20 protein-coding genes are annotated in these 21,134 nt (G+C 44.0%); 7 read left to right on the top strand and 13 right to left on the bottom strand.

The window, feature by feature from the left end; all coding sequences use genetic code 11:
• Positions 1-460: 460 nt before the first annotated feature.
• From C8R11_RS14560 to C8R11_RS14575, 4 genes are all read left to right on the top strand, one after another.
• Positions 461-2,317: a ribonuclease catalytic domain-containing protein gene (locus C8R11_RS14560; protein WP_107796332.1), complete on the top strand. Its 1,857-nt coding sequence runs from the start codon at positions 461-463 to the stop codon at positions 2,315-2,317.
• Positions 2,318-2,527: 210 nt separating this feature from the next.
• Entirely contained in the window at positions 2,528-3,364 is an 837-nt protein-coding gene (locus C8R11_RS14565) for an energy transducer TonB (protein ID WP_107796350.1), read from the top strand.
• Positions 3,365-3,392: 28 nt separating this feature from the next.
• Positions 3,393-4,214 carry a shikimate dehydrogenase gene (aroE, locus tag C8R11_RS14570; protein WP_107796333.1) on the top strand — a complete coding sequence of 274 codons (822 nt, stop codon included), beginning with the start codon at positions 3,393-3,395 and terminating at the stop codon, positions 4,212-4,214.
• 221 nt (positions 4,215-4,435) lie between these two features.
• Entirely contained in the window at positions 4,436-5,023 is a 588-nt protein-coding gene (locus tag C8R11_RS14575) for a CBS domain-containing protein (RefSeq protein WP_107796334.1), read from the top strand.
• A 269-nt stretch (positions 5,024-5,292) separates the two neighbouring features.
• Here the strand turns inward: C8R11_RS14575 and C8R11_RS14580 are convergent, their stop codons facing one another.
• The 11 genes from C8R11_RS14580 to clpS all read right to left on the bottom strand — a co-directional run bounded on the left by C8R11_RS14580 (position 5,293) and on the right by clpS (position 15,703).
• Positions 5,293-6,006 carry a class I SAM-dependent DNA methyltransferase gene (locus C8R11_RS14580; RefSeq protein ID WP_107796335.1) on the bottom strand — a complete coding sequence of 238 codons (714 nt, stop codon included), beginning with the start codon at positions 6,004-6,006 and terminating at the stop codon, positions 5,293-5,295.
• A 56-nt stretch (positions 6,007-6,062) separates the two neighbouring features.
• The gene (locus C8R11_RS14585; protein WP_219908617.1) at positions 6,063-7,052 is read right to left on the bottom strand and encodes a phosphotransferase; all 990 of its coding nucleotides are present in this window, start codon (positions 7,050-7,052) and stop codon (positions 6,063-6,065) included.
• Positions 6,977-7,696 (bottom strand): hypothetical protein, encoded by a 720-nt coding sequence (locus C8R11_RS14590; protein WP_107796337.1) that lies wholly within the window; start codon positions 7,694-7,696, stop codon positions 6,977-6,979. Before C8R11_RS14590 ends, C8R11_RS14585 begins: the two co-directional genes overlap by 76 nt.
• 123 nt (positions 7,697-7,819) lie before the next feature.
• Positions 7,820-8,326 (bottom strand): hypothetical protein, encoded by a 507-nt coding sequence (locus C8R11_RS14595; RefSeq protein WP_107796338.1) that lies wholly within the window; start codon positions 8,324-8,326, stop codon positions 7,820-7,822.
• Positions 8,320-8,616, bottom strand: coding sequence for a metallophosphoesterase family protein (locus C8R11_RS14600; RefSeq protein ID WP_107796339.1), 297 nt, complete (start codon positions 8,614-8,616; stop codon positions 8,320-8,322). Before C8R11_RS14600 ends, C8R11_RS14595 begins: the two co-directional genes overlap by 7 nt.
• 85 nt (positions 8,617-8,701) lie before the next feature.
• Positions 8,702-9,790 (bottom strand): bifunctional diaminohydroxyphosphoribosylaminopyrimidine deaminase/5-amino-6-(5-phosphoribosylamino)uracil reductase RibD, encoded by a 1,089-nt coding sequence (gene ribD, locus C8R11_RS14605; protein WP_107796351.1) that lies wholly within the window; start codon positions 9,788-9,790, stop codon positions 8,702-8,704.
• A 48-nt stretch (positions 9,791-9,838) separates the two neighbouring features.
• Complete coding sequence (nrdR, locus tag C8R11_RS14610) at positions 9,839-10,372, bottom strand: transcriptional regulator NrdR (RefSeq protein ID WP_244907710.1); 534 nt, start codon at positions 10,370-10,372, stop codon at positions 9,839-9,841.
• 62 nt (positions 10,373-10,434) lie between these two features.
• Positions 10,435-11,685: a serine hydroxymethyltransferase gene (glyA, locus tag C8R11_RS14615; protein WP_107796340.1), complete on the bottom strand. Its 1,251-nt coding sequence runs from the start codon at positions 11,683-11,685 to the stop codon at positions 10,435-10,437.
• A 162-nt stretch (positions 11,686-11,847) separates the two neighbouring features.
• A complete protein-coding gene (locus C8R11_RS14620) occupies positions 11,848-13,059 on the bottom strand; it encodes a TRAP transporter substrate-binding protein (protein ID WP_107796341.1) in 1,212 nt (403 codons plus the stop codon).
• Between the two features lie 63 nt (positions 13,060-13,122).
• Positions 13,123-15,393 (bottom strand): ATP-dependent Clp protease ATP-binding subunit ClpA, encoded by a 2,271-nt coding sequence (gene clpA / locus C8R11_RS14625; protein ID WP_107796342.1) that lies wholly within the window; start codon positions 15,391-15,393, stop codon positions 13,123-13,125.
• Between the two features lies 1 nt (position 15,394).
• Positions 15,395-15,703: an ATP-dependent Clp protease adapter ClpS gene (gene clpS / locus C8R11_RS14630; protein ID WP_090700139.1), complete on the bottom strand. Its 309-nt coding sequence runs from the start codon at positions 15,701-15,703 to the stop codon at positions 15,395-15,397.
• Positions 15,704-16,011: 308 nt separating this feature from the next.
• Between clpS and C8R11_RS14635 the strand changes: the two genes are divergently transcribed.
• Positions 16,012-16,215, top strand: coding sequence for a cold-shock protein (locus tag C8R11_RS14635; protein WP_090700141.1), 204 nt, complete (start codon positions 16,012-16,014; stop codon positions 16,213-16,215).
• Positions 16,216-16,397: 182 nt separating this feature from the next.
• Here the strand turns inward: C8R11_RS14635 and icd are convergent, their stop codons facing one another.
• Together icd and C8R11_RS14645 are read right to left on the bottom strand one after the other, a co-directional pair.
• Positions 16,398-17,648 (bottom strand): NADP-dependent isocitrate dehydrogenase, encoded by a 1,251-nt coding sequence (icd, locus tag C8R11_RS14640; RefSeq protein ID WP_107796343.1) that lies wholly within the window; start codon positions 17,646-17,648, stop codon positions 16,398-16,400.
• 185 nt (positions 17,649-17,833) lie between these two features.
• Positions 17,834-18,313 carry a retropepsin-like aspartic protease family protein gene (locus tag C8R11_RS14645; RefSeq protein WP_107796344.1) on the bottom strand — a complete coding sequence of 160 codons (480 nt, stop codon included), beginning with the start codon at positions 18,311-18,313 and terminating at the stop codon, positions 17,834-17,836.
• Positions 18,314-18,476: 163 nt separating this feature from the next.
• Here C8R11_RS14645 and C8R11_RS14650 point away from each other — a divergent pair, with 163 nt between their 5' ends.
• A complete protein-coding gene (locus tag C8R11_RS14650) occupies positions 18,477-19,523 on the top strand; it encodes a phosphoglycerate mutase (RefSeq protein WP_107796345.1) in 1,047 nt (348 codons plus the stop codon).
• Positions 19,524-19,572: 49 nt separating this feature from the next.
• A complete protein-coding gene (locus tag C8R11_RS14655; protein WP_107796346.1) occupies positions 19,573-21,069 on the top strand; it encodes a sensor domain-containing phosphodiesterase in 1,497 nt (498 codons plus the stop codon).
• The last annotated feature ends 65 nt before the right edge of the window (positions 21,070-21,134 follow it).

Below are 21,134 nucleotides of genomic sequence, written 5' to 3' on the forward strand. Positions count from 1 at the left end.
CAAACAATTAACCCCATTCATAACCCCAATTCTAAAATAATTCAAAATCAATGTCATATTGTTTTTATAGGCTATCAGTATTCATTATCGCCGCAACTTGCTGACAAGCTGGCATCTATGCAAAAAAACACTACCGTCAGTATCACTGCATCGCGCCACCGCGCGAACATTTTCGGGAAAAATTTTTTGGCTCACTTAATCAAATCATATTATCTAAAAATGAATGCATCGATTACGGTCATTTTCTTGAGTTCGGCTCGATTTTTGCAATCAATTTTCATGCCAAATTAACTGTCTCGTATATAATCGGCACAATATTTCATAGAATTCTGGCTGCAGAATTCTCAACACACAGGCAACACGCCACTTACACATGCCGTTTTGCTGAGCTTATGTTAATTGTATCGCAACTTCTTAGTCATTTTTCCATCCAATCGATTTTATAAAAACCATCTTATCTATGAATGTTTTTTATGAAGAGTCAGGAAGTTTCAAAGTAGGCGCCATCCTGGCTGACAACACTACGTCGCTGCAAGTGGAAGCAGCACATGGCAAGCGCTCTAAAATCAAAGCAGCATCCGTTCTGCTGCGCTTTGACACACCAACCTTATCCGAGTTTATGAATCAGGCACAAAAAGTAGCGGATGAATTGGACCCCGATTTCCTTTGGGAATGTTGTGGGCAAGACACCGAATTCGAGAGTGACACGCTTGCTGCTGACTATTTCGGACATACTCCCAATCCGGTGGAGGCAGCTGCAACAATAATCTTGTTACATAATGCGCCAATGTATTTTTACAAAAAAGGCAAAGGCCGCTATAAAGCTGCACCGCCAGATGCGCTCAAGGCTGCAATTGCCAGTCAGGAAAAAAAACGCCAGCAGGCTGAACTTAAAGCACGTTACGTAGAACAACTTTGCAGTGCCGTCTTGCCGGAAGAATTCAAATCCATTACTTCCAATTTACTCTACAATCCGGACAAAAACACTATTGAGTGGAAAGCGCTTTACGATGCATGCGTGCGGATGAAGCTGTCGGTACCCAGGTTGCTGGAAAAATGCGGGGCCATCACTTCGTCACATGATTATCATTTTAATCAGTTTCTCTGGGAACATTTTCCCAACGGGATAGATTTTAGCGAAATTAACAGACAACAGGATTTAAATGAATCTCATGATCTGCCCATCGCCGAAGCTGCTGCTTTCAGTATTGATGATGCGTCCACCACAGAAATTGATGATGCCTTTTCGATTACACCTTTAAAACTAGGTAGTTTCCGCATCGGCATTCATATTGCAGCGCCTGCATTGGGTATTCAACCGGATTCTCCACTGGATATGACCGCAGCCAAACGTCTGTCAACAGTCTATGTACCCGGTAGAAAGATTACCATGTTGCCGGATACCGCCATTGATCACTACACACTCAGTGAAAATCGAATGTGTCCGGCTGTTTCGCTATATCTGGACGTTGCTGATGACTACACGGTCACGCATATTGAAAGCCGAATCGAAAAGATAAATATTGCAGAAAACCTGCGCCATGATACGCTGGAAACCTATTTTAATGAAAACACGCTGAATGAAAATGATTTAAAGCATCCTTTCATAGAAGAATTACGTATCTTATGGCATTTTGCCTGCAAAATGGAAACCATCCGTGGCAAGGCCAGCGACAGCAAAAACGACAAGATTGATTATACTTTTGATGTCAGCGATGACCATGTCGCGATCAGGGAACGCAGACGCGGATCACCCATAGATAAGGTCGTTTCCGAACTCATGATTTACGCTAACACAGAATGGGGCAAGCAGCTTGCAAACGCAAATATTGCGGGGATATATCGCAACCAGGGTAATGGCAAAGTCAAAATGAGCACTTCACCTGCACCACACCAAGGGTTGGGCGTTGCACAATATGCGTGGATCAGTTCACCCATGCGCCGTTACGTCGATCTGATCAACCAACGACAACTGATCGCGATGATACGTAACGAAACACCACCATACACACGCGAAAACGACAGTCTGTTGATCGCCATGCGGGATTTTGAAATCGCGCATGGCTTTTATAGTGATTTCCAGCGCGCCATGGAGCATTACTGGTGTTTACGCTGGTTGATACAAGAGAACATCCAGACCATAAATGCGCAAGTTATCAAAGAGAACCTTGTCAAGTTTGATCATATGCCACTGGTCATGCGCGTACCGTCGCTGCCCAACATGGCCCCGGATGCTTATGTGAAACTGGAAATTTTGGATATTGATCTTTTGGATCGAAGTCTGCAGGTAAAATTTGTCCAGAAACTGGAATCATAACACTACGCAATATGCGTTAAAAACACGTTAATCAGCCTTATTACTTTGTGATTTTATGTGACAATTTTTCAGTTGTTGCCTAAAATATTATAATTTTATATTCTCAACTTAACATCAGGGTTTCAATCTTTGTCGGTCGCCATCAACATACGGAACGAATTATCTGCTGTCACTTACGAAGACAGGCAAACCCGACGTTTGTTTGGCGCCATGCTTTTTTCACTGATATTGCATCTCACTATCCTGTTTGGCGTAACATTTCAGTTTCCAGAAGCCGATTTTGACAGAATAGCCACATCACTGGAAGTCGTTCTGGTTAACAACAAAACTCAGCTAGCGCCCACTGACACACAATTACTTGCACAAGATAGTCTTGACGGCGGGGGCAATATCGACGAAGACCGGCGCGCCAAAACACCCTTTCCGATACTACCCAAAAGCAAGCCGTTCAGAGACAACCAGGCTACAGAAGAAAAAGTCAAGCAATTGGAGCAGGTAGCGCAAAAACTGATGACCGCCATGCAAAAAGAAGCGATCATCCCGCAGACCGACACAGCCCGGGATCAACCCGAGAAACAGCTCGTTAGAGAGGATCCGGAAGCAATCGATTTATTGCAGCGCAGCCTCGACATTGCACGCTTGAAAGCGCAAATTGCCGAAGATCATGATGCTTATCAAAAACGGCCCAAGAGAACATTTGTCGGTGCGCGCACGACAGAATACCGCTTTGCTCGTTACGTCGAAGACTGGCGTCTCAAAGTGGAACGCATTGGCAATTTAAATTATCCTGAAGATGCCAAAAGAGAAAAACTCTATGGCAACCTGCAACTGACTGTCGGCATTCGTGCCGATGGCAGCCTCGAATCAATTGGCATTAACCGTTCATCCGGTTTCAAGATTCTTGATGATGCAGCCATACGGATTGTCAGACTCGCCGGCAAGAACGGATTTGCACCATTTCCGCCGGATATCAGTCGTGACACGGATATCCTGCATATCACCCGCACTTGGGTATTCGCTCGTTCGGATACACTCATGAGTCAGTAACCGTCTACTACATTTTTATCAATTGCACATGACAGATCGCTACGCCGTCATTGGAAACCCCATCGCCCACAGTAAATCGCCATTGATCCATAGTGCATTTGCCCAGCAGACCCGACAAAATATGCGATACGATGCCATTCTCGCTCCACTGGACGGGTTTAAAACAGCAGCAGACACTTTTCACCACCAAGGCGGTAAAGGCATAAATGTCACCATTCCGTTCAAGCTGGAAGCGCATAAACTGGCGACCAGTCTGACTGAACGCGCCGATATCGCGCAGGCTGTGAATACGTTAAAATTCGTAGAAGATCAGATTCTGGGTGACAATACCGACGGCGCCGGACTAGTTCGGGACATTGCTGTCAACCTGAGCACACCGATTACTGAAAAACGCATTCTGCTTATGGGCGCGGGTGGTGCTGCGCGTGGCGCTATATTGCCCTTGTTGCAGCAAAAACCTGCCATACTTGCCATCGCCAACCGCACGCCGCAGAAAGCCGTATTACTCAAAAAGCAATTCATTCAACATGGCCAGTTAGATGCCGGCGAGTATATGTACTTTGCAGGCGCAAGCTTTGACATCGTTATCAATGCCACATCCGCAAGTCTCAATGACGCGCTGCCGACTTTACCGCCGGATATCTTTGCAGCAGACGCGCTCGCCTACGACATGATGTACAGTGCAGAACCCACCCGCTTTCTCAGATACGCCGGGCAACAAGGCGTGTGCAATCTGGCCGACGGCATCGGCATGCTGGTCGAACAGGCTGCCGAGTCGTTTTATCTATGGCGCGGAATCAGACCGGAAACAAAAGACATCATTTCACGTTTTAAAAAACCAGATTCTTAATCACTACGGTCGATAAAAACATATCTGCTTGTTCAACCAGCTCCTATTATTTTTAAATCATATCTCTCTGTGCTTTAAATCATAATGATTGACCCATCATTTTGATAAGCGTAGAGTGCACAATTGAAAATGTAGAATTTCAATGTTGTTTAATACTACGCATTGTGCTCATTTTTTCATTTTCACGCGCTCTTCCATCCATTTTCAAGGAGGGTTCTGTAATGACTGAATATCATGTGCTCCCCGCACAGCGCTTGTCCGGCGCCGTGTATGTTTTCAAACCCGCACCCGCCAAACGCGTCACACTCGAATCACCCGCAATCGAAATCATGACTGATCTACGTCATAGCCATGTAGCAACCATTGATCCAAAAGCCAACATTGAGCTGGCGAATGTTTACATGAAACAGCGCGGTGTGCGCTCACTGTTTGTACACAATGGCGATCGCATGCTGCAAGGCGTCATCACCGCCACCGATATACTCGGAGAAAAACCCATGCGTTTTAACCAGGATCGCCATATCAAACACAGCGAAATTCTGGTCTCAGATATCATGACACCGCTGAAAAATCTGGAAGCAATTTCCATTGACGAAGTACGGCGCGCCAAGGTCGGCCATATCATCGCCACCCTGCGTGATGCCGGACGGCAACACACGCTGGTACTGGATCGAAACAGTGAAGGCAGCGCATTCATCTGCGGCATATTCTCATTGACGCAAATCGAGAAACAATTGGGGCAAGCCATTCCACTCACCGAAGTCGCCAAAACTTTCGCAGAAATTGAAGCAACGGTGGTATCACATTAACTTGAGTTTTGCGCTGCTTGAGAATAGAAAAGAGAATTATCAGGAAATATATCCAAAACAACTTTTCCACAGTTCGCGTAATTTATGCTCAGACAATCATCTCCTATACCAGACCATCGTTTTATCAACCGGATTGATTAAATCAATCCGGTTGTCAGGCAGCGTTAAATTGCCTCTTCAAAATGCCCTGATCACGCTGTACAGACGCACTTTACAACAGCACTGGTTTAGCGGTGGATTTACCGGCTTTAGCAGACTTAAGATCGTCTTTAACGCTTCCTCGCAACGATAATCGCATCAGGTGAAATCAAATATGAAGCGGGCAAACTTGAAACATGTTCCAGATACCTGGCTATGGATGAATCCAGATACTTCGGTTGCTCCAATGCACTTCTAAAAATCCAGGTGCCGATACCGTAGGTTTTTTTGATGATGAAACCATGATCGTTTAATAATTTCTTTAATTTCACGGGCGTTAAATCCAGATCGATTGCGGCGCCGCTCATTCGGCCGAGAACAGCTCTCAGACTCCATGGATTGCGATGATTATTGATAATCAGATAACCGCCTTTCTGCAGCAACCTGTTGAGCGCCGCAAGCACTTCCTCGCGAAGCGCGTGTTGCGCATTGCCAAAAAAGCGGAAAGCAGTAATCAGATTGACGGGTTCAATATCAAGTATATCCCGGGTAATATCGGCGTTGAAGAATGCCGTGTGCGGACATTTTTCTTTTGCCTTTTCCAACATGCCTGCCGAGATGTCGACCCCGTAAGCGCGTTGCGACAACGGCGCAACAATGCTTGTGATGCGCGCCGTACCGCATGCAAAATCGAGATAGGCCGGTATTGAATTCGGAAAAAGAACAGGAATAATGTTTGCTAACAAGTCCTTTTCAATTCGGGTCATATAGGCACTGATCGGCTCTTGCGCAAGCAACTCATCGTAATTCTCTCCCCTTTGTTGGTGGCTTTCACGATAATCCATAATTAATTCCGTCCAGTTAAGTTGGTGTAGGCATTGACCGGTCAGGCTGGTTTACGTTATTTGCGTCCATTTTTCAATACATAGTCAGCCAAATCAGTAATGATTCTTTTCGTACGATCAATGATACTGATGGAATAACCGTGCTGAGACTTCAGTTTATGAAAAAGTACTAAATGAAATAAAATCAAATCAACCAGCCGGGATTCCGGTATGCCAATACATGAAACTATTGGCTTGATAAACGATACATCTTCAGTTTTTCTGTCTTGCTCAATGATTGACAATAGCAACCGAAAATTAAACTGACAACCTGAAACCAGTAAAGTAGTCAAATCAAACCCGGCATACTGCACGGCTGCATAATCTTCCCAATCGAAAAGAATAAAACTTTTTTTGGCCAGCCCGATATTATTGATTGTCAAATCACCATGCTGTGCAATCATGGGTAATTTCCGGATCATTTCGTCCCATTGCTGTTGCACACTGACTTTCTGTATGTTCCGCTGCAAATCCTCAGGTAATCCGGCCACTGCCTGTTGATAAAACGCAAATTGCTTTTCGCAATAATACTGATTGCCCAGATGCGAACGGTCATTTCCACCCAGAAAATGCTGCAGCGGCTGCCTGAATTCCGGTTTTGCCTGCAGAATATCTGTTAACAAAACTGCACTATGCTCAATCCCCTCAATCACCAGAAGAACCCGGTTTTGTTTTTTATCCACCTGATAATGCAATGCTTCAGGAATCATGCCCGGATAAAAGTGCGCAACATGCGATATCGCAACATACTCTTTATGCAGTCTTTTTTCGAGATCGTCCGATTTTTCAGCCATTTTAACAAAGAAGGACGGTCCGTCAGCAAAAATGACATGGATTAGCAAGGGGTGTTTGATGTGTATATTCATTGTGTAGTCCGCGTTCCGGCCGGGTACATCACAATGCATAAAAATAAAATCAATAGCCTGCTGTATCATTTTTTGGCCCGGATCAACCGGTGATGAAAAGATGCGCATATCAAACCCGACCAGATGAGTATCCAGCGCCACCAGAATCCGGGGTGCCTGTATACCTTTACAGGCACCCCGTACATATGAGACAGCAGCGAGCGGTAAGCATAGCGCTTGTCAGAAATCAGTCCTGCAAATGCGCTGACATCCGGAAAAATGAAATAACTCTCTATACCGTGAAAATTGGCCTGGCTGAGTTCGCGCCTGTATTGCCAGTTAAAAACGCAAAATTGTCTGGTGTCGGCTCTAATCAGCAGATTGACCAAAGCAGCCATAAAACGAGCCGGTGTTTTATAACTGATTGCGTTATCAGCGAGAATCACCAGACTGCCTTGTGTAGATAACCGGTTAAATAATGCCGCCAGCATTTTCCTGCGGGTTTGCAAATGAAAAGCCTGTCTGGAATTCACCCCTGAAGCATCAGCCACCTGATCAAAAATAATCAAGTCATAACTGTCCCGGATTTTTTGATGATTGATTGTAAAAAACCGATCAAGAAAATCCCCTGTTTTTGCCTCGCAATCTCCTGAAACAGTGATGGTAATATCGATGCTATCGACCTTGTCTGCATTTTCCGGCAGCAACTGTAATTGCTCGGCATCCTGCACCCGCGTTGTTATAATCAGTACCGGGCCATCATTGGCGGCAAAAAGCCTGATGCATTTAGAGTAAGTCTCGTTCATTGCTGCAGTCTGCACATAAATTGAACAGGGTGTTGACCACCCCGTTCATCAGGATTTGTTTGAAAATTCAGTCAGTATTGCTAGCACCAGCCGTCATCCTCCATTTGCCCCCCGCGCGCTCCGTCACGCGACTGCCAAATGACTGCTCAATGCTGCACGTACATCGGGTATCTTTCCGTCACTGGCCAGATCAATCAACAACTTGAGATAATACGGGGAACGGTACAATTCAAGCTGCGCAGAATCCTTTAACTGATGCCATAAATGCTGGGCATTATCCGGGCTGTACACCACCAGAAAATTTTGTACCTGCTCTGAAGTTAATGGCTGGATTTCCACCTGCGGCACGCGCGGCAGCTCTTTGGTGGTCAATTTGTTGCCATAGTCGTGTGTACGGCCACTGAAAATGACGCGCACGCTGGGATGGTGCAGCGCCAGATCATTAAGAAAACTCTTCCAGGCCGCCAACGTCTTATCAAAAGTCTGGGTTAGCGGCTGATCTAGCGCACGATGCTCGCCCGGCGCAATGAATTCGGAGGTGCCTTGAATGATAATTTCCAGATGATGATCAATCGCTGTAAGTCCAGCATCAGGACGCCGGTCAAGCGCGGCTGATCGAATGCTTAACAAGTCTTTCCTTGCTTTTTTTCAAAGCGCAATATTTCCCGCAGCTTGTCAGCTTCGTAGCCATTCGGCTGTACGTTCTTTCGAACATTATCAAACACTTCGAGAGCGGCTTTCACCCATGCCAGACGCGCCGCACGCATCAAGTCGTGATTGCCTGCAATGACACGATAGGGATTCAAATCATTCAGCCGCTCGTGAGCACGGCGTTGCCAGTGCTCAGGCAGCGTTTTGGCCAGTACATTGCCTAAACCGCTGAAAAATACCACATCAACTAACTGTTTCTTCCAACTCATGACATGCCTTTGTTCTGATCAGCATGCATTATGCATGAGTCAGACAAGGCTTAAAAGTATTGAAGCACCTTGTAGCAGACTCGAATCAAAGCCGGGCAACCAGGCGTATATCTTGCCCTACCATTCGAACATCTTCTATTTTTAGTGAAATTTTATGATCAAGACAGGTCAATTCAGGTAATTGAAGCATATCTTTTGCGCTGCCACCCAGTAAACTCGGTGCCATATAAATGATGAGCTCATCGACCAATCCAGCGTGCATCAATGCGCCATTGAGTCCGCTGCCGGCTTCAACCATAATTTCATTAAATTCCAGATCGGCCAGTGTTGCCAGCATCTGGTTCAGATCAATTCTACCCTGATCTGTTTGTTTGCAGACAATCACCCGTGCACCCATTTTTTCCAGTACATTGATTTTCCCGGTATCTGCAGACACGGTTGTAAAAATAAATGCTTGTTCACCCTGAAGCACGAGCGCATCGGGTGGAATCTCCAGACGGTTATCGATAATGATTTTTTTTGGTTGCCGGGATGTGAAAATATGGCGAACGGACAAGCGCGCATTATCGGCCAGTATGGTGCCGATGCCGGTCATCATACCGCACGAACGCGCACGCCAGCGGTGACCGTCGATACGCGCGGCCTCACCGGTAATCCACTGGCTTTGACCATTGTTCAGTGCGGTTTTACCATCAAGGCTTGCCGCGACTTTTAGACGCACCCAGGGTCTTTGGGAGCGCATGCGGTTTATGAAACCGATGTTGAGTGCTTGCGCCTGTTCTGACAACAGTCCTGTCTGAACTGAAACACCTGCTTGTTTCAGTGCTGCGCCGCCATTACCCAACACCTGCGGATTGGGGTCTTCCATAGCGATGACAACGCGGGAGACACCCGCCTTAATGAGTGCATCAGCACAGGGGGGCGTGCGTCCGTGATGACTACAGGGCTCTAACGTAACATAAACCGTCGCACCCCGCACCGCATCACCGGCCTGGACCAATGCATTAATTTCCGCATGGGCTTGTCCTGCCTTTTCATGCCAGCCACTGCCGACAATTTGATCATTGCATGTAATGACACAGCCGACGCGCGGATTAGGGGATGTGGTGTTAAGTCCTTTTTCTGCCAATTGCAGCGCATGAGACATGAAGGTGTAATCAGCTAGAGAAAACATGGCGGCTTCTCGCATGAGCAATCATCAATACTAATACTGCACCTTATGTTACTGGTCTTTGGGTGATTGCGGTTTCCGGGTTTGCTTTTTTTCCTTGGCCACCTGTTCGTCCCGGGTTTCATCGGCAACATTGACTTCATTGACTTCGCGAATTGCATCACGGAAATCATCGACGTCCTGAAAGCTTTTATAAACGGATGCAAACCGGATATAGGCGACTTTATCGAGTTTGTGAAGCTCATGCATCACGCTCTCACCAATGCTTCTCGAGGACACTTCGCGTTCCCCCAGGCTCAAAAATTTATGCACGATACGGTCAATCGCGGCATCGACATAATCGGTGGGAACCGGGCGTTTATGCAACGCCCGTTTAAACCCGGTCAATAACTTGTTGCGGTCAAACTCTGCGCGCGTACCATCGTGTTTAACGACCTGGGGCAGGCGCAGCTCCACTGTTTCATATGTTGTAAAACGTTTGTCACAAGCCGGGCAACGCCGCCTGCGGCGGATACGTGTGCCCTCTTCACTCACGCGGGAATCAATCACATTGGTATCATCCGCGTTACAGAAAGGACATTTCATAATCGAGTGATCTCGCGTGAATGCGGCTTGTTTTATTCAGCTAATGCAAAATTCAGTCGAAATTATTTGCCGTAAACAGGAAATTTCTTACACAACGCCATTGCTTCTGCTGCTACGCGTTTTACAACTGTTAAATCATTGGGTGACTCCAGCACATCGGCAATCATATTGGCCAGTTGTTCCGATTCGATTTCCTTGAATCCTCTGGTTGTCATAGCAGGCGATCCTATTCGAATGCCGCTGGTAACAAACGGTTTTTGGGGATCATTCGGTATGGCATTTTTATTTACGGTAATATGGGCGTGTTCAAGCGCGGCCTCTGCTTCCTTTCCTGTCAGGTTAATCGCCTGCAGATCAACGAGAAACATATGGCAATCCGTTTTGCCGGATACGATACGTAATCCGCGCTGATTCAGCACTTTGGCCATCACGCGCGCATTTTCGATTACCTGCTCCTGATACTTCTTGAATTCTTTACTGCCGGCTTCCTTGAAAGCGACCGCTTTTGCAGCAATTACATGCATCAACGGTCCACCCTGAGTTTGCGGGAAAATTGCTGAATTCAGTGCTTTTTCATGTTCCGGTTTAGCAATGATGAAGCCGCCACGGGGACCACGTAGTGTTTTATGTGTGGTACTGGTCACGAAATCAGCTATTCCGACTGGATTTGGATAATACCCGGCAGCAATCAACCCCGCGTAATGCGCCATATCCACAAACAGATAAGCACCCACCGAATCTGCGATTTTACGGAAACGCTTCCAGTCGATAACGCGTGCATAGGCTGATGCACCCGCCACTATCATTTTTGGCTTATGCTCATGCGCCAGTTTTTCAACCTGATCATAATCCAGTTCTTCGGTTTCCGGGTGCAGTCCATATGAAACCGAATGAAAAATCTTGCCACTCATGTTCACTGTTGCCCCATGCGTCAAATGCCCGCCATGTGCCAGCGACATACCCAGCAGCGTATCACCTGGTTTTAACGCAGAAAGATAAACAGCCGCATTAGCCTGTGAGCCGGAGTGTGGCTGAACATTGACGTATTCAGCACCAAACAGCGTCTTGAGTCGATCAATTGCCAGTTGCTCAACGGTATCGACAAAGTTACAGCCACCATAATAACGCTTACCGGGATAGCCTTCGGCGTATTTATTTGTGAGCACGGAACCTTGTGCCTGCATGACCGCCGGACTGGCATAGTTTTCTGACGCGATTAATTCAATATATTCTTCTTGCCGTTGAACCTCGCCTTTCATGGCTTGCCATAAATCCGGATCAACGATCTCTATTGTTTGATTCTGCGAAAACATGGTGTTATCAGACCTTTAAAATTTTATGAAACTGGAAAACTGCATATATTACCATTATTAGCTGCGCGCAGAATATAAGATATGTGATGGCCTGATTGATTGCAGCGTGAACACATGCCGGTTGCGGTAAAGAAGAAAATGGTGAAATATTTTCGCCAAATGTCATCTTAAGCGCAAATAATCGGCATCCGTAATGCTTGACCAGTCTTTAGCTTTTTCGAGAAATTCCCGCTGACTTGCGATGACTTCCATAGCGAGTTGCGATTGCTCTGCCACTTCATCCAGCAATTCGTCATTTGCTTTTTTGAACAACGTCAGAACATCTTCCGGCAGAGTGCGAATTTTGATATTGTTTTGCTTCTTCATTTCTTCCCAGGCAATCGCATTGCGGTAGAAAGATTCCGATAACATATCGAAAGACACTTCTTTGGCCGCTATCGCAATAATCTTTTTCAGATCCTCCGGCAGCGCATCAAATTGTTGTTTATTGATAAAAACATGCAGTTCCGCGCCCGGTTCATGCCAACCTGTATAGTAATAGGGGGCTATTTTATGAAAACCCATTTTGACATCATTTGCGGGCCCCACCCATTCAACTGCATCAATCGTACCACGCTCAAGTGCGGTGTAAAGTTCCCCTGGCGGAATACTGATCGGGTTCATTCCAGCTCTACCAACCACTTCACCTGCATGTCCGGGCATGCGGATTTTGAGTCCTTTCAGATCCTGAACGGATTTAATTTCTTTTTTGAACCATCCACCCATTTGAATATGCGTGTTACCTGCGGGAAACGCGACAACATTATGACGCACATAGACTTTATTCAACAATTCGAGTCCGCCACCGTAATAATACCAGGCGTTCATTTCAGTCGGGTTCATGCCAAATGGCGTGGTGGTAAAAAATGTTGTGGCGGGATCTTTACCCTTGTAGTAGTAAGATGCGCTATGCCCCATTTCGTATGCACCAGAACGTACCATATCCAAAATAGACAGTGGGGCTTTATGCCGACCCGGCGCATCTACTGTGATACTAAAACGTCCACCGGACATCACTTCCACATTCCTGGCAAAGCGCGCCGCCGCATTGTGCAGCATAGGCGTTCCTTCAGGCCAGGACATAGCCAGCCGCCATTTATAAGTCTGCTTCTGTGCCAGCACCGTTTGCGTGGACAACCCATAAAGCAGTAGAGCTAACAATACAAACAGTCGCGCGATTATTTCACTTTGAAAAGCTAATGAGGTAACGTTTATATGCTTTACGGCCTTAATGAGAAGTTTCCCAAGTCTGGGCAGCCAGTCAACAAGCCATTGAAATATATTAGAAAAAGTAGACACAAGGCAACAACAGGTAAAATCGTAATGTTTATGCATGATAAACAAACATGGAGTCTGTTGTTAACGAAACAGTGGCAGCGCGGATAGTTTACCGACGTTTCAAGCTTCTACTGCCTCTTCTTCAAAAAAGAGTTCAACTTTATCGTTACAATCAATATCCACAGTAACCTTGCCGCCACTAACCAGACGACCAAATAATAGTTCATCCGCTAATGCGCTACGAATGGTATCCTGAATGAGGCGTTCCATCGGCCGCGCACCCATAAGCGGATCAAATCCGTTTTTGGCAAGAAATCGGCGTAAATTCTCAGTAAAAGTGGCTTCAACCTTCTTCTCTTGCAACTGCGCTTCAAGCTGCATCAGAAATTTATCTGTGACACGCATAATCACTTCTACATTCAAAGTTGAGAATGAGATGATTGCATCCAGACGATTTCTGAATTCCGGTGTAAACAGTCGCTTGATATCCGCCATCTCATCACCAGCCTGCGCTGATTTTGTAAAACCAATTGTCGCTTTAGTAAGTGATTCGGCACCGGCATTGGTCGTCATGATAATGATCACATTGCGAAAGTCAGATTTGCGGCCATTGTTATCCGTCAAGGTACCGTAATCCAGAACTTGCAGCAAGATATTAAAAACATCCGGATGAGCTTTTTCGATTTCATCCAGCAACAGAACGGAATATGGATGCTTGACTACTGTCTCTGTCAGAAGACCACCCTGATCGAACCCGACATAGCCCGGAGGAGCGCCGATCAAACGAGATACTGCATGCCGCTCCATGTATTCAGACATATCAAATCGATGCAACTGAATACCCAGCGCATAAGCAAGCTGTCGCGCAACTTCAGTTTTTCCAACGCCCGTAGGGCCCGAGAAAAGAAATGAACCAACAGGTTTTCGCGGATTACCCAACCCGCTCCTAGACATTTTAATCGCTGCACACAATGAGCTGATTGCCTTATCTTGTCCAAATACCACTGATTTCATATCGCGCTCCAGTGTTTTCAACCGATTGCGGTCATTACTGGATATACTCTGAGGCGGTATACGTGCAATCTTAGCAACTATGTTTTCAATTTCGGTTTTACCAATAATTTTTCGTTTCTTTGATTTAGGTAAAATTCGCTGTGCCGCGCCCGCTTCATCTATTACATCAATTGCTTTATCCGGTAGATGCCTATCATTAATAAAGCGTTCAGATAATTCAGCAGCCGAACTTAACGCGCTCGCAGTATATTTGACATTATGATGCGATTCATAACGTGACTTTAAGCCCCGCAAGATTGCAACTGTTTCACTCACACTGGGTTCATTTACATCAATCTGTTGAAAACGCCTTGACAATGCATGGTCTTTCTCGAAAATACCACGATACTCTGTATAAGTTGTTGCACCAATGCATCGCAACTGCCCGGAGCTCAACACCGGTTTAAGAAGATTGGATGCATCCAGTACACCACCTGAAGCAGCACCCGCTCCAATCAGGGTATGAATCTCATCGACAAAAAGAATCGTTTCATGATTCTCCGTTAGCTGCTTGAGCACCGTCTTTAATCGCTGCTCAAAATCACCACGATATTTTGTCCCGGCTAACAGTGCACCCATATCCAAAGCATAAACTTGGTGGTTTAAGAGCAGTTCGGGCACAATGCCGTCTACAATCCGTTTAGCGAGCCCTTCTGCAATGGCCGTTTTACCCACACCTGCCTCACCTACCAGTAATGGATTATTTTTACGTCTACGACACAAGGTTTGAATAACACGCTCAATTTCCTGCTCACGCCCAACCAAAGGGTCAATTTTGTTGGTCAGCGCGAGCACGTTCAAGTTTACTGTATAGTTTTCCAGCATGTTATTCCCGGTCAATGCTTGCTCCTGCTGCGTCTGCTCCTGCTCGCTATCGCTGATAGCTTTGTTTTCATTTTCCTGAGGCACTTTTCGAATATTATGAGAAATGTAATTCACAACATCCAGTCGCGACACCCCCTTCTGCTGCAAGTAATAGACTGCATGAGAATCTTTCTCCCCAAAGATTGCAACAAGTACATTTGCGCCAGTAACTTCTTTCTTACCCGACGATTGAACATGCAAAATAGCCCGTTGAATGACACGCTGAAACCCCAAAGTTGGTTGTGTATCAACTTCTGTGTCACTGCTGATTATGGGTGTATGCCGGGAAATATGATCTAAAAGAACTGCACGCAAATCTTCCAGGTCAACCAGGCATGCATTTAAAACTTCCACTGCACTGGCGTTATCCAACATAGCCAGCAATAAGTGCTCTACCGTAATAAACTCATGGCGCTTTTGCCGTGACTCGACAAACGCCATATGTAAACTCACTTCCAAATCCGGAGCAATCATCTCAATTCTCCTCCATCACACATCTTAACGGATGTTGATTATTCCGCGCGAATTCAACAACCTGATTTACCTTGGTACTGGCGATATCACTTGGGTACACCCCGCAAACAGCAGCACCTTCCGTATGAACTTTTAACATTATTTGAACCGCTTGCTCCTGATCCATCGAAAAAAACATTTTTAACACCTCGACCACGAAATCCATGGGTGTGAAATCATCATTTAGTAATAATATCTTATACATTGGAGGAACTTTCAGTTCACTCTTATCTTTTGTAAGTATAACGGTTTCTAAATCTTTTTCCGTCATGTCAAACTTCCTTACAATTTTAATCAGTAAAAGTTAATCAGCCAATATCGCTGAGTATAGTCCTTCACTGACATAGTTGACGATTACGACAATTTTTTCAAGTGCCTTAACGCAAGAAACGGCAATAAATCTGCGTAATTTTATAAAAATACTGTAACCGCTTGACTTTAACCCCAGATTTGCGTAAAACTTTAGGTGGCGTTTGGCTTCAAGTTCTCTGCGGTACCCTAATTTAGCCGTTTGTGGTCTTGAAATTCAAATAGTATTAGGGTTTCCGGCCCAGTTTCTTAAAATTATAGGAAGTAGAAATGGCAACAGGTACAGTAAAATGGTTTAATGATTCAAAAGGTTTTGGTTTTATAACGCCCGATGATGGTAGTGAAGATTTGTTTGCGCACTTTTCAGCAATTAACATGTCCGGGTTTAAAACGCTCAAAGAGGGTCAAAAAGTAAGTTTTGACGTAACTCAAGGACCTAAAGGAAAACAAGCCGCAAATATTCAATCTGCATAACTATAACTATAACTGTTCGTTTTTATAAGAGTACTGGCGCAGAATAAACACACTTAGTCAGACCACAAGATTAAAACGTTAAATCAATAAAAACATTAACTTCCCCCTTGACTGACACTTCCAGCATGGGGGAAGTTTTATATACTGAGTCGTTTATTCAATCGTATTTATCTACCTCGAATTTAATTTAAACGCGCTATGAGCGCTTCACCAAATTTCGAGCAGGACACTTTTTGTGCACCAGGCATTTGTCGCGCAAAATCGTAAGTAACAATTTTATCTTGTATCGTACTTTCCATCGCGCGGATTATCATATCAGCTGCTTCAGCCCAACCCAAATGACGCAACATCATTTCTGCAGATAAAATAATTGAACCTGGATTTACTTGATCCTTGCCTGCATACTTAGGAGCGGTCCCGTGTGTTGCTTCAAAAATAGCCACGGAATCACTTAAATTAGCTCCAGGTGCTATGCCTATGCCGCCAACCTGGGCCGCCAAAGCATCTGAAATATAGTCACCATTTAAGTTCATCGTAGTAACCACATCATATTCTTCCGGGCGTAACAGAATTTGCTGTAAAAAAGCATCTGCTATCACATCTTTTATTATAACACCACCCTTTGCCTCCGGCAGTTTCATCCATGGACCACCATCCAGTAGTTCTGCCCCGAATTCTTTCGCTGCCAGCGCATAGCCCCAGTTTTTAAAAGCACCTTCGGTGAATTTCATAATATTACCTTTATGCACCAAGGTCACCGATTTCTGCTTATTATCGATAGCATGTTGGATCGCCTTTCTAACAAGACGTTCCGTGCCTTCTTTTGAGATTGGTTTAATACCGATGCCGGAAGTATCTGGAAAGCGAATATTGTTTACGCCCATTTCCTTTATAAGGAAATCAATTACTTTCCTGGAATCTGCTGATTCTGCCTCCCATTCAACACCAGCATAAATATCCTCAGAATTTTCACGAAAAATAACCATATCCGTTTTCTCTGGGTCTTTTAATGGACTTGGTACGCCCTTGAAATATCTTACCGGCCTCAAACAAATATAGAGATCCAACCGCTGCCGCAATGCCACATTTATAGATCGAATACCGCCTCCAACAGGTGTTGTCAACGGCCCTTTGATAGAAACCACGAATTCTTTTGCAGCTTCTAATGTTTCATCCGGAAGCCAAATATCCTGTCCGTAAATACGGGTTGATTTTTCACCGGCATAAATCTCCATCCAGGCTATTTTGCGTTCATTATTGTATGCCTGAGCAACGGCTGCATTAACAACCTTTTGCATAACCGGTGTAATATCAATGCCAATACCATCACCTTCTATATACGGAATAATAGGGTTATTTGGCACTTTGAGTGACAAATCTTGATTAACCTGAATTTTTTCACCATCACCAGGTATTGTTATATGCTGATACATTGTATCTCCAAAAATTACAATTCATTACATTCTAAAATTTTTCAAGCCATGTCGACCAATCAATTCCCACGTATTAGCTAATAGTTGAAAAGGCATGAGGTTTGCAGTCTCAGCATCAAAAAAGAATTCCAACGTGCTTATTTACATTCTGAAACTGGAATTTTATCTCAGTACATAAAATCAAATTACTCAGCCCGGATTCGCAGCGTCATAGTATCATTGGCTTGAATAACATCAATCTTGCGCAAAAAATTTTGCCCGAGCAAAGCAACATCGCCATGCAAGCCAACAGATACGTGCAACCCGTTAATCTCGATACCACCTGCTTCAATAATTTGATCGAATACCATTTCTCCCTGGACCACACCGCCAGCTGTTGCAAAACTTGCCGGCTTTCCTTTTGGCAAGTTTGCTATCCGTGCAAACTCTGTACCTACCGATACGACGCTTGCCCCCGTATCAACAAGGAATTTGATGGGATATCCATTAATAGAACCGTGTACATAATAGTGGCCATCCCATGATCTTGGAATAACCACCTCTCCTTGTTTAAGATCAATTTTAGCAACCGAAACTCTCGGTTCTATTCTATTATCAAAATAGATGTAAGCAGTAACAAAAATTGTTATCCAGATTATCAGTACACTGAGGAACCCTTGAACCATAAAACCACACTTACCTACTTTCAAATGATATAAAAATGTATCTCAATTAAGCTAAAGCAATCAATCTAACACTGAAGAAACCAATTCCATCGCTTAGATTTTATATTATCTATTATAAAACATTATAGTATTTGTATTTCCAATTCAATTTACCAAACACCCCATGAATCTACATCTTTTTATTCCATCTCTGTTTTGGTCTGACCGGGCATGCCCAGAAATTTATCACGACCTCCCAATGCGTTCATTAGAAGTACTTTTATCAAAATCTAAAGTATCCATCAGCCCGGCATCTGACCTGAACACTTGGCTTTGCCAAATATTCAATATAGAAAAACAACTCGACTGGCCGGTAGCGCCCATTATGCTGCACGCTGACTGTCCCGAGCAAACTGCCGCAACAAATAAAGATTACTGGTTACGCGCAGATCCTGTTCACCTGCGCATAGAACAGAATCATATTATGCTGGCCGATCACCATATTTTCGACCTTTCAAAAGAAGAAGCAATACAGTTTGCCAACGAGATTAATCGATACTTAAGTGATGACGAACTGTCTCTCATACCGTTTCATCCGTATCGATGGTATATACGCTTGGCAAATATCCCTGAGATATACACGCAAACATTAAGTTCGGCGACCTGCAAAAACATTAACTATCTTTTACCGACTGGAAAAGACAGCATGAAGTGGCATAGAATTTTTAATGAAATACAAATGCTGCTATTTGAGCACCCACTTAATCAAGCTCGCGCAGCACGTGATCAAGTTGCAGTTAATAGTATTTGGTTTTGGGGGGGTGGTCGCATACCACAAGACGTTCATTCTTCTTACTCACAAGTATGGAGCGACGAGAATCTATCACAAGCCTTAGCCGAGATCAGCAATACTACTCACAACAAATTACCAGAAAATATCGACCACTGGATACAAACAAACACCTCGGAAAATCAACTTGTTATATTGGATAATTTATTAAATGAAGACAAATATAACAATGCATACAAATGGCGTGAAAATTTAAAAGAATTGGAGAGAATCTGGTTTATGCCGTTATATACAGCACTCAAAAATAACCAAATTAATAAACTCAGAATTTCAACCACCAATGAAAATGTCACCTATGATTTCGTAATAACACGAAACAACCTCTGGAAATTCTGGGCAACTATAAAACCATTATCCTATTATGCCGTTAATCAAAAATGATATTTACGTTGAGTCCTTACAGCATTAACTATATTCCACTATCTCATTTATGCTAAACACAATAAAGCCTTATTTTTCTTTCAGCGTTGCTTTATTAGTGGCAACAATTTTGGTAATAGTTGATTTTTATTTCAATGACATTGCTATATTCTGGATTGCAGTACTTTGGATTCTTCTTTTTTCTACCATCCTGGTGATGCTCGGACAACTCATTCATGCAGAAAAAGAGATTCAAAACTACGCTACTCAGTTAACATCCAATAAAGAAAGACTGACAAATGAAATCAAACATCGACTATGGGCAGAAAAAACAACTGCCGAAACCAAAGCAAAATCCCAGATCATAGATGAAAACATCCCTGTTTTGCTGGCTTATTTTAATACCGAGCAACGTTGCCGCTATCATAATCGTATTTTTCGCCGATGGTTTGGTCTGAAACCGGATCAAATTGATGGTTCTCTCTTGCAAGAATTTGCAAACAAAGAGTTTTCTTCCAGTATTCAGAACCATATTGAAGACATTTTAGCTGGTAAAACAATTCATAAAGAACGCGTTATGAAATCTGCAAAAGGATTTCCTTACATCTTTACTGAGCAATACGTTCCTCATCAGGATAACAAAGGCAAGATTATTGGCTTTTATACGCTGCATACACCTTGCGCACAAGATAACAAGCGCTTCACATCGAGAAATGATCAAAAAGCCAAGCCTGCGCTTGAAATCGCTAGTATGAGCACAACAAAAAAGTCTACTAATGATCATTCTCAAACAGGTATTACAGCTGATCGAATTGCTCAAGCTATAAAAGGAGGGGAATTTAATCTTTATTGTCAGAGAATTCTTGCTCTAGACCCAAATTCCTTACTACCGGATCATTATGAAATTTTGATCCGCATGGCCGAAGAAGAAAATAATCTGATGCCTCCTGGTTCATTTCTGCCACTCGTCGATCAGTTTGGCATGATGCCAGAGCTCGATCGATGGGTTGTGAGTCATATTATCAAGTGTTTAACTACGTTCCTTAATGGAAGTAGATCAGTATTTTGCCTGAATGTTGCCAAAGACACTTTATGTGATAAAACTTTCATCAGCTTTGTTCAGGATAGATTACAAAAATCGAAAATACCTGCACACTTACTGTGCTTTGAAATCGAAGAACTCGATGCCGAGTCTCATCTGATTGAAACAGTCTTTTTCTCAACCAAAATTCGTGAACTCGGCTGCCTAGTAACATTATGCAGCTTTGGTCAAAACACGGCCTCAATGAATTTATTGAAAAAATTAAGAATTGACTATCTAAAAATTGACGGGGGCATCATTTGTAACATGCTCAACAATGATGAAGATCACATGCGCGTTGAAGGAATTAATCAAATCGCTCGCAAACTAAACATTAAAACGATTGCTGAACTTGTTGAAAATGATGAAACAGCAGTTAAATTACGTGAAATTGGAATTAATTTTGCACAGGGGTTCGGTATCGCCAGACCATGTCCGCTGGATAATCTGGATACGCTATCTAAAAAAGCCGACAATCCTGAATGAAAACATAATTAAGCGAATAAAGCGACAATAACTCTACGAAATCATTGTCGCTTTAACTACATGAT

The sequence above is a fragment of the Nitrosomonas aestuarii genome, from assembly GCF_003046585.1.
GTDB classification, from domain to species: Bacteria; Pseudomonadota; Gammaproteobacteria; order Burkholderiales; family Nitrosomonadaceae; genus Nitrosomonas; species Nitrosomonas aestuarii.

Bases quoted from the DNA above. Each gene is read 5' to 3' on its own strand.
- icd (WP_107796343.1), bottom strand. From the start codon at position 17,648: ATGTATCAGCATATAACAATACCTGGTGATGGTGAAAAAATTCAGGTT.
- nrdR (WP_244907710.1), bottom strand. From the start codon at position 10,372: ATGAAATGTCCTTTCTGTAACGCGGATGATACCAATGTGATTGATTCC.
- C8R11_RS14650 (WP_107796345.1), top strand. From the start codon at position 18,477: ATGAATCTACATCTTTTTATTCCATCTCTGTTTTGGTCTGACCGGGCA.
- glyA (WP_107796340.1), bottom strand. From the start codon at position 11,685: ATGTTTTCGCAGAATCAAACAATAGAGATCGTTGATCCGGATTTATGG.
- C8R11_RS14565 (WP_107796350.1), top strand. From the start codon at position 2,528: ATGCTTTTTTCACTGATATTGCATCTCACTATCCTGTTTGGCGTAACA.
- C8R11_RS14635 (WP_090700141.1), top strand. From the start codon at position 16,012: ATGGCAACAGGTACAGTAAAATGGTTTAATGATTCAAAAGGTTTTGGT.
- aroE (WP_107796333.1), top strand. From the start codon at position 3,393: ATGACAGATCGCTACGCCGTCATTGGAAACCCCATCGCCCACAGTAAA.
- clpS (WP_090700139.1), bottom strand. From the start codon at position 15,703: ATGACGGAAAAAGATTTAGAAACCGTTATACTTACAAAAGATAAGAGT.
- C8R11_RS14575 (WP_107796334.1), top strand. From the start codon at position 4,436: ATGACTGAATATCATGTGCTCCCCGCACAGCGCTTGTCCGGCGCCGTG.
- C8R11_RS14655 (WP_107796346.1), top strand. From the start codon at position 19,573: ATGCTAAACACAATAAAGCCTTATTTTTCTTTCAGCGTTGCTTTATTA.
- ribD (WP_107796351.1), bottom strand. From the start codon at position 9,790: ATGTTTTCTCTAGCTGATTACACCTTCATGTCTCATGCGCTGCAATTG.
- C8R11_RS14580 (WP_107796335.1), bottom strand. From the start codon at position 6,006: ATGGATTATCGTGAAAGCCACCAACAAAGGGGAGAGAATTACGATGAG.
- C8R11_RS14590 (WP_107796337.1), bottom strand. From the start codon at position 7,696: ATGAACGAGACTTACTCTAAATGCATCAGGCTTTTTGCCGCCAATGAT.
- C8R11_RS14560 (WP_107796332.1), top strand. From the start codon at position 461: ATGAATGTTTTTTATGAAGAGTCAGGAAGTTTCAAAGTAGGCGCCATC.
- clpA (WP_107796342.1), bottom strand. From the start codon at position 15,393: ATGATTGCTCCGGATTTGGAAGTGAGTTTACATATGGCGTTTGTCGAG.
- C8R11_RS14645 (WP_107796344.1), bottom strand. From the start codon at position 18,313: ATGGTTCAAGGGTTCCTCAGTGTACTGATAATCTGGATAACAATTTTT.
- C8R11_RS14600 (WP_107796339.1), bottom strand. From the start codon at position 8,616: ATGAGTTGGAAGAAACAGTTAGTTGATGTGGTATTTTTCAGCGGTTTA.
- C8R11_RS14620 (WP_107796341.1), bottom strand. From the start codon at position 13,059: ATGCATAAACATTACGATTTTACCTGTTGTTGCCTTGTGTCTACTTTT.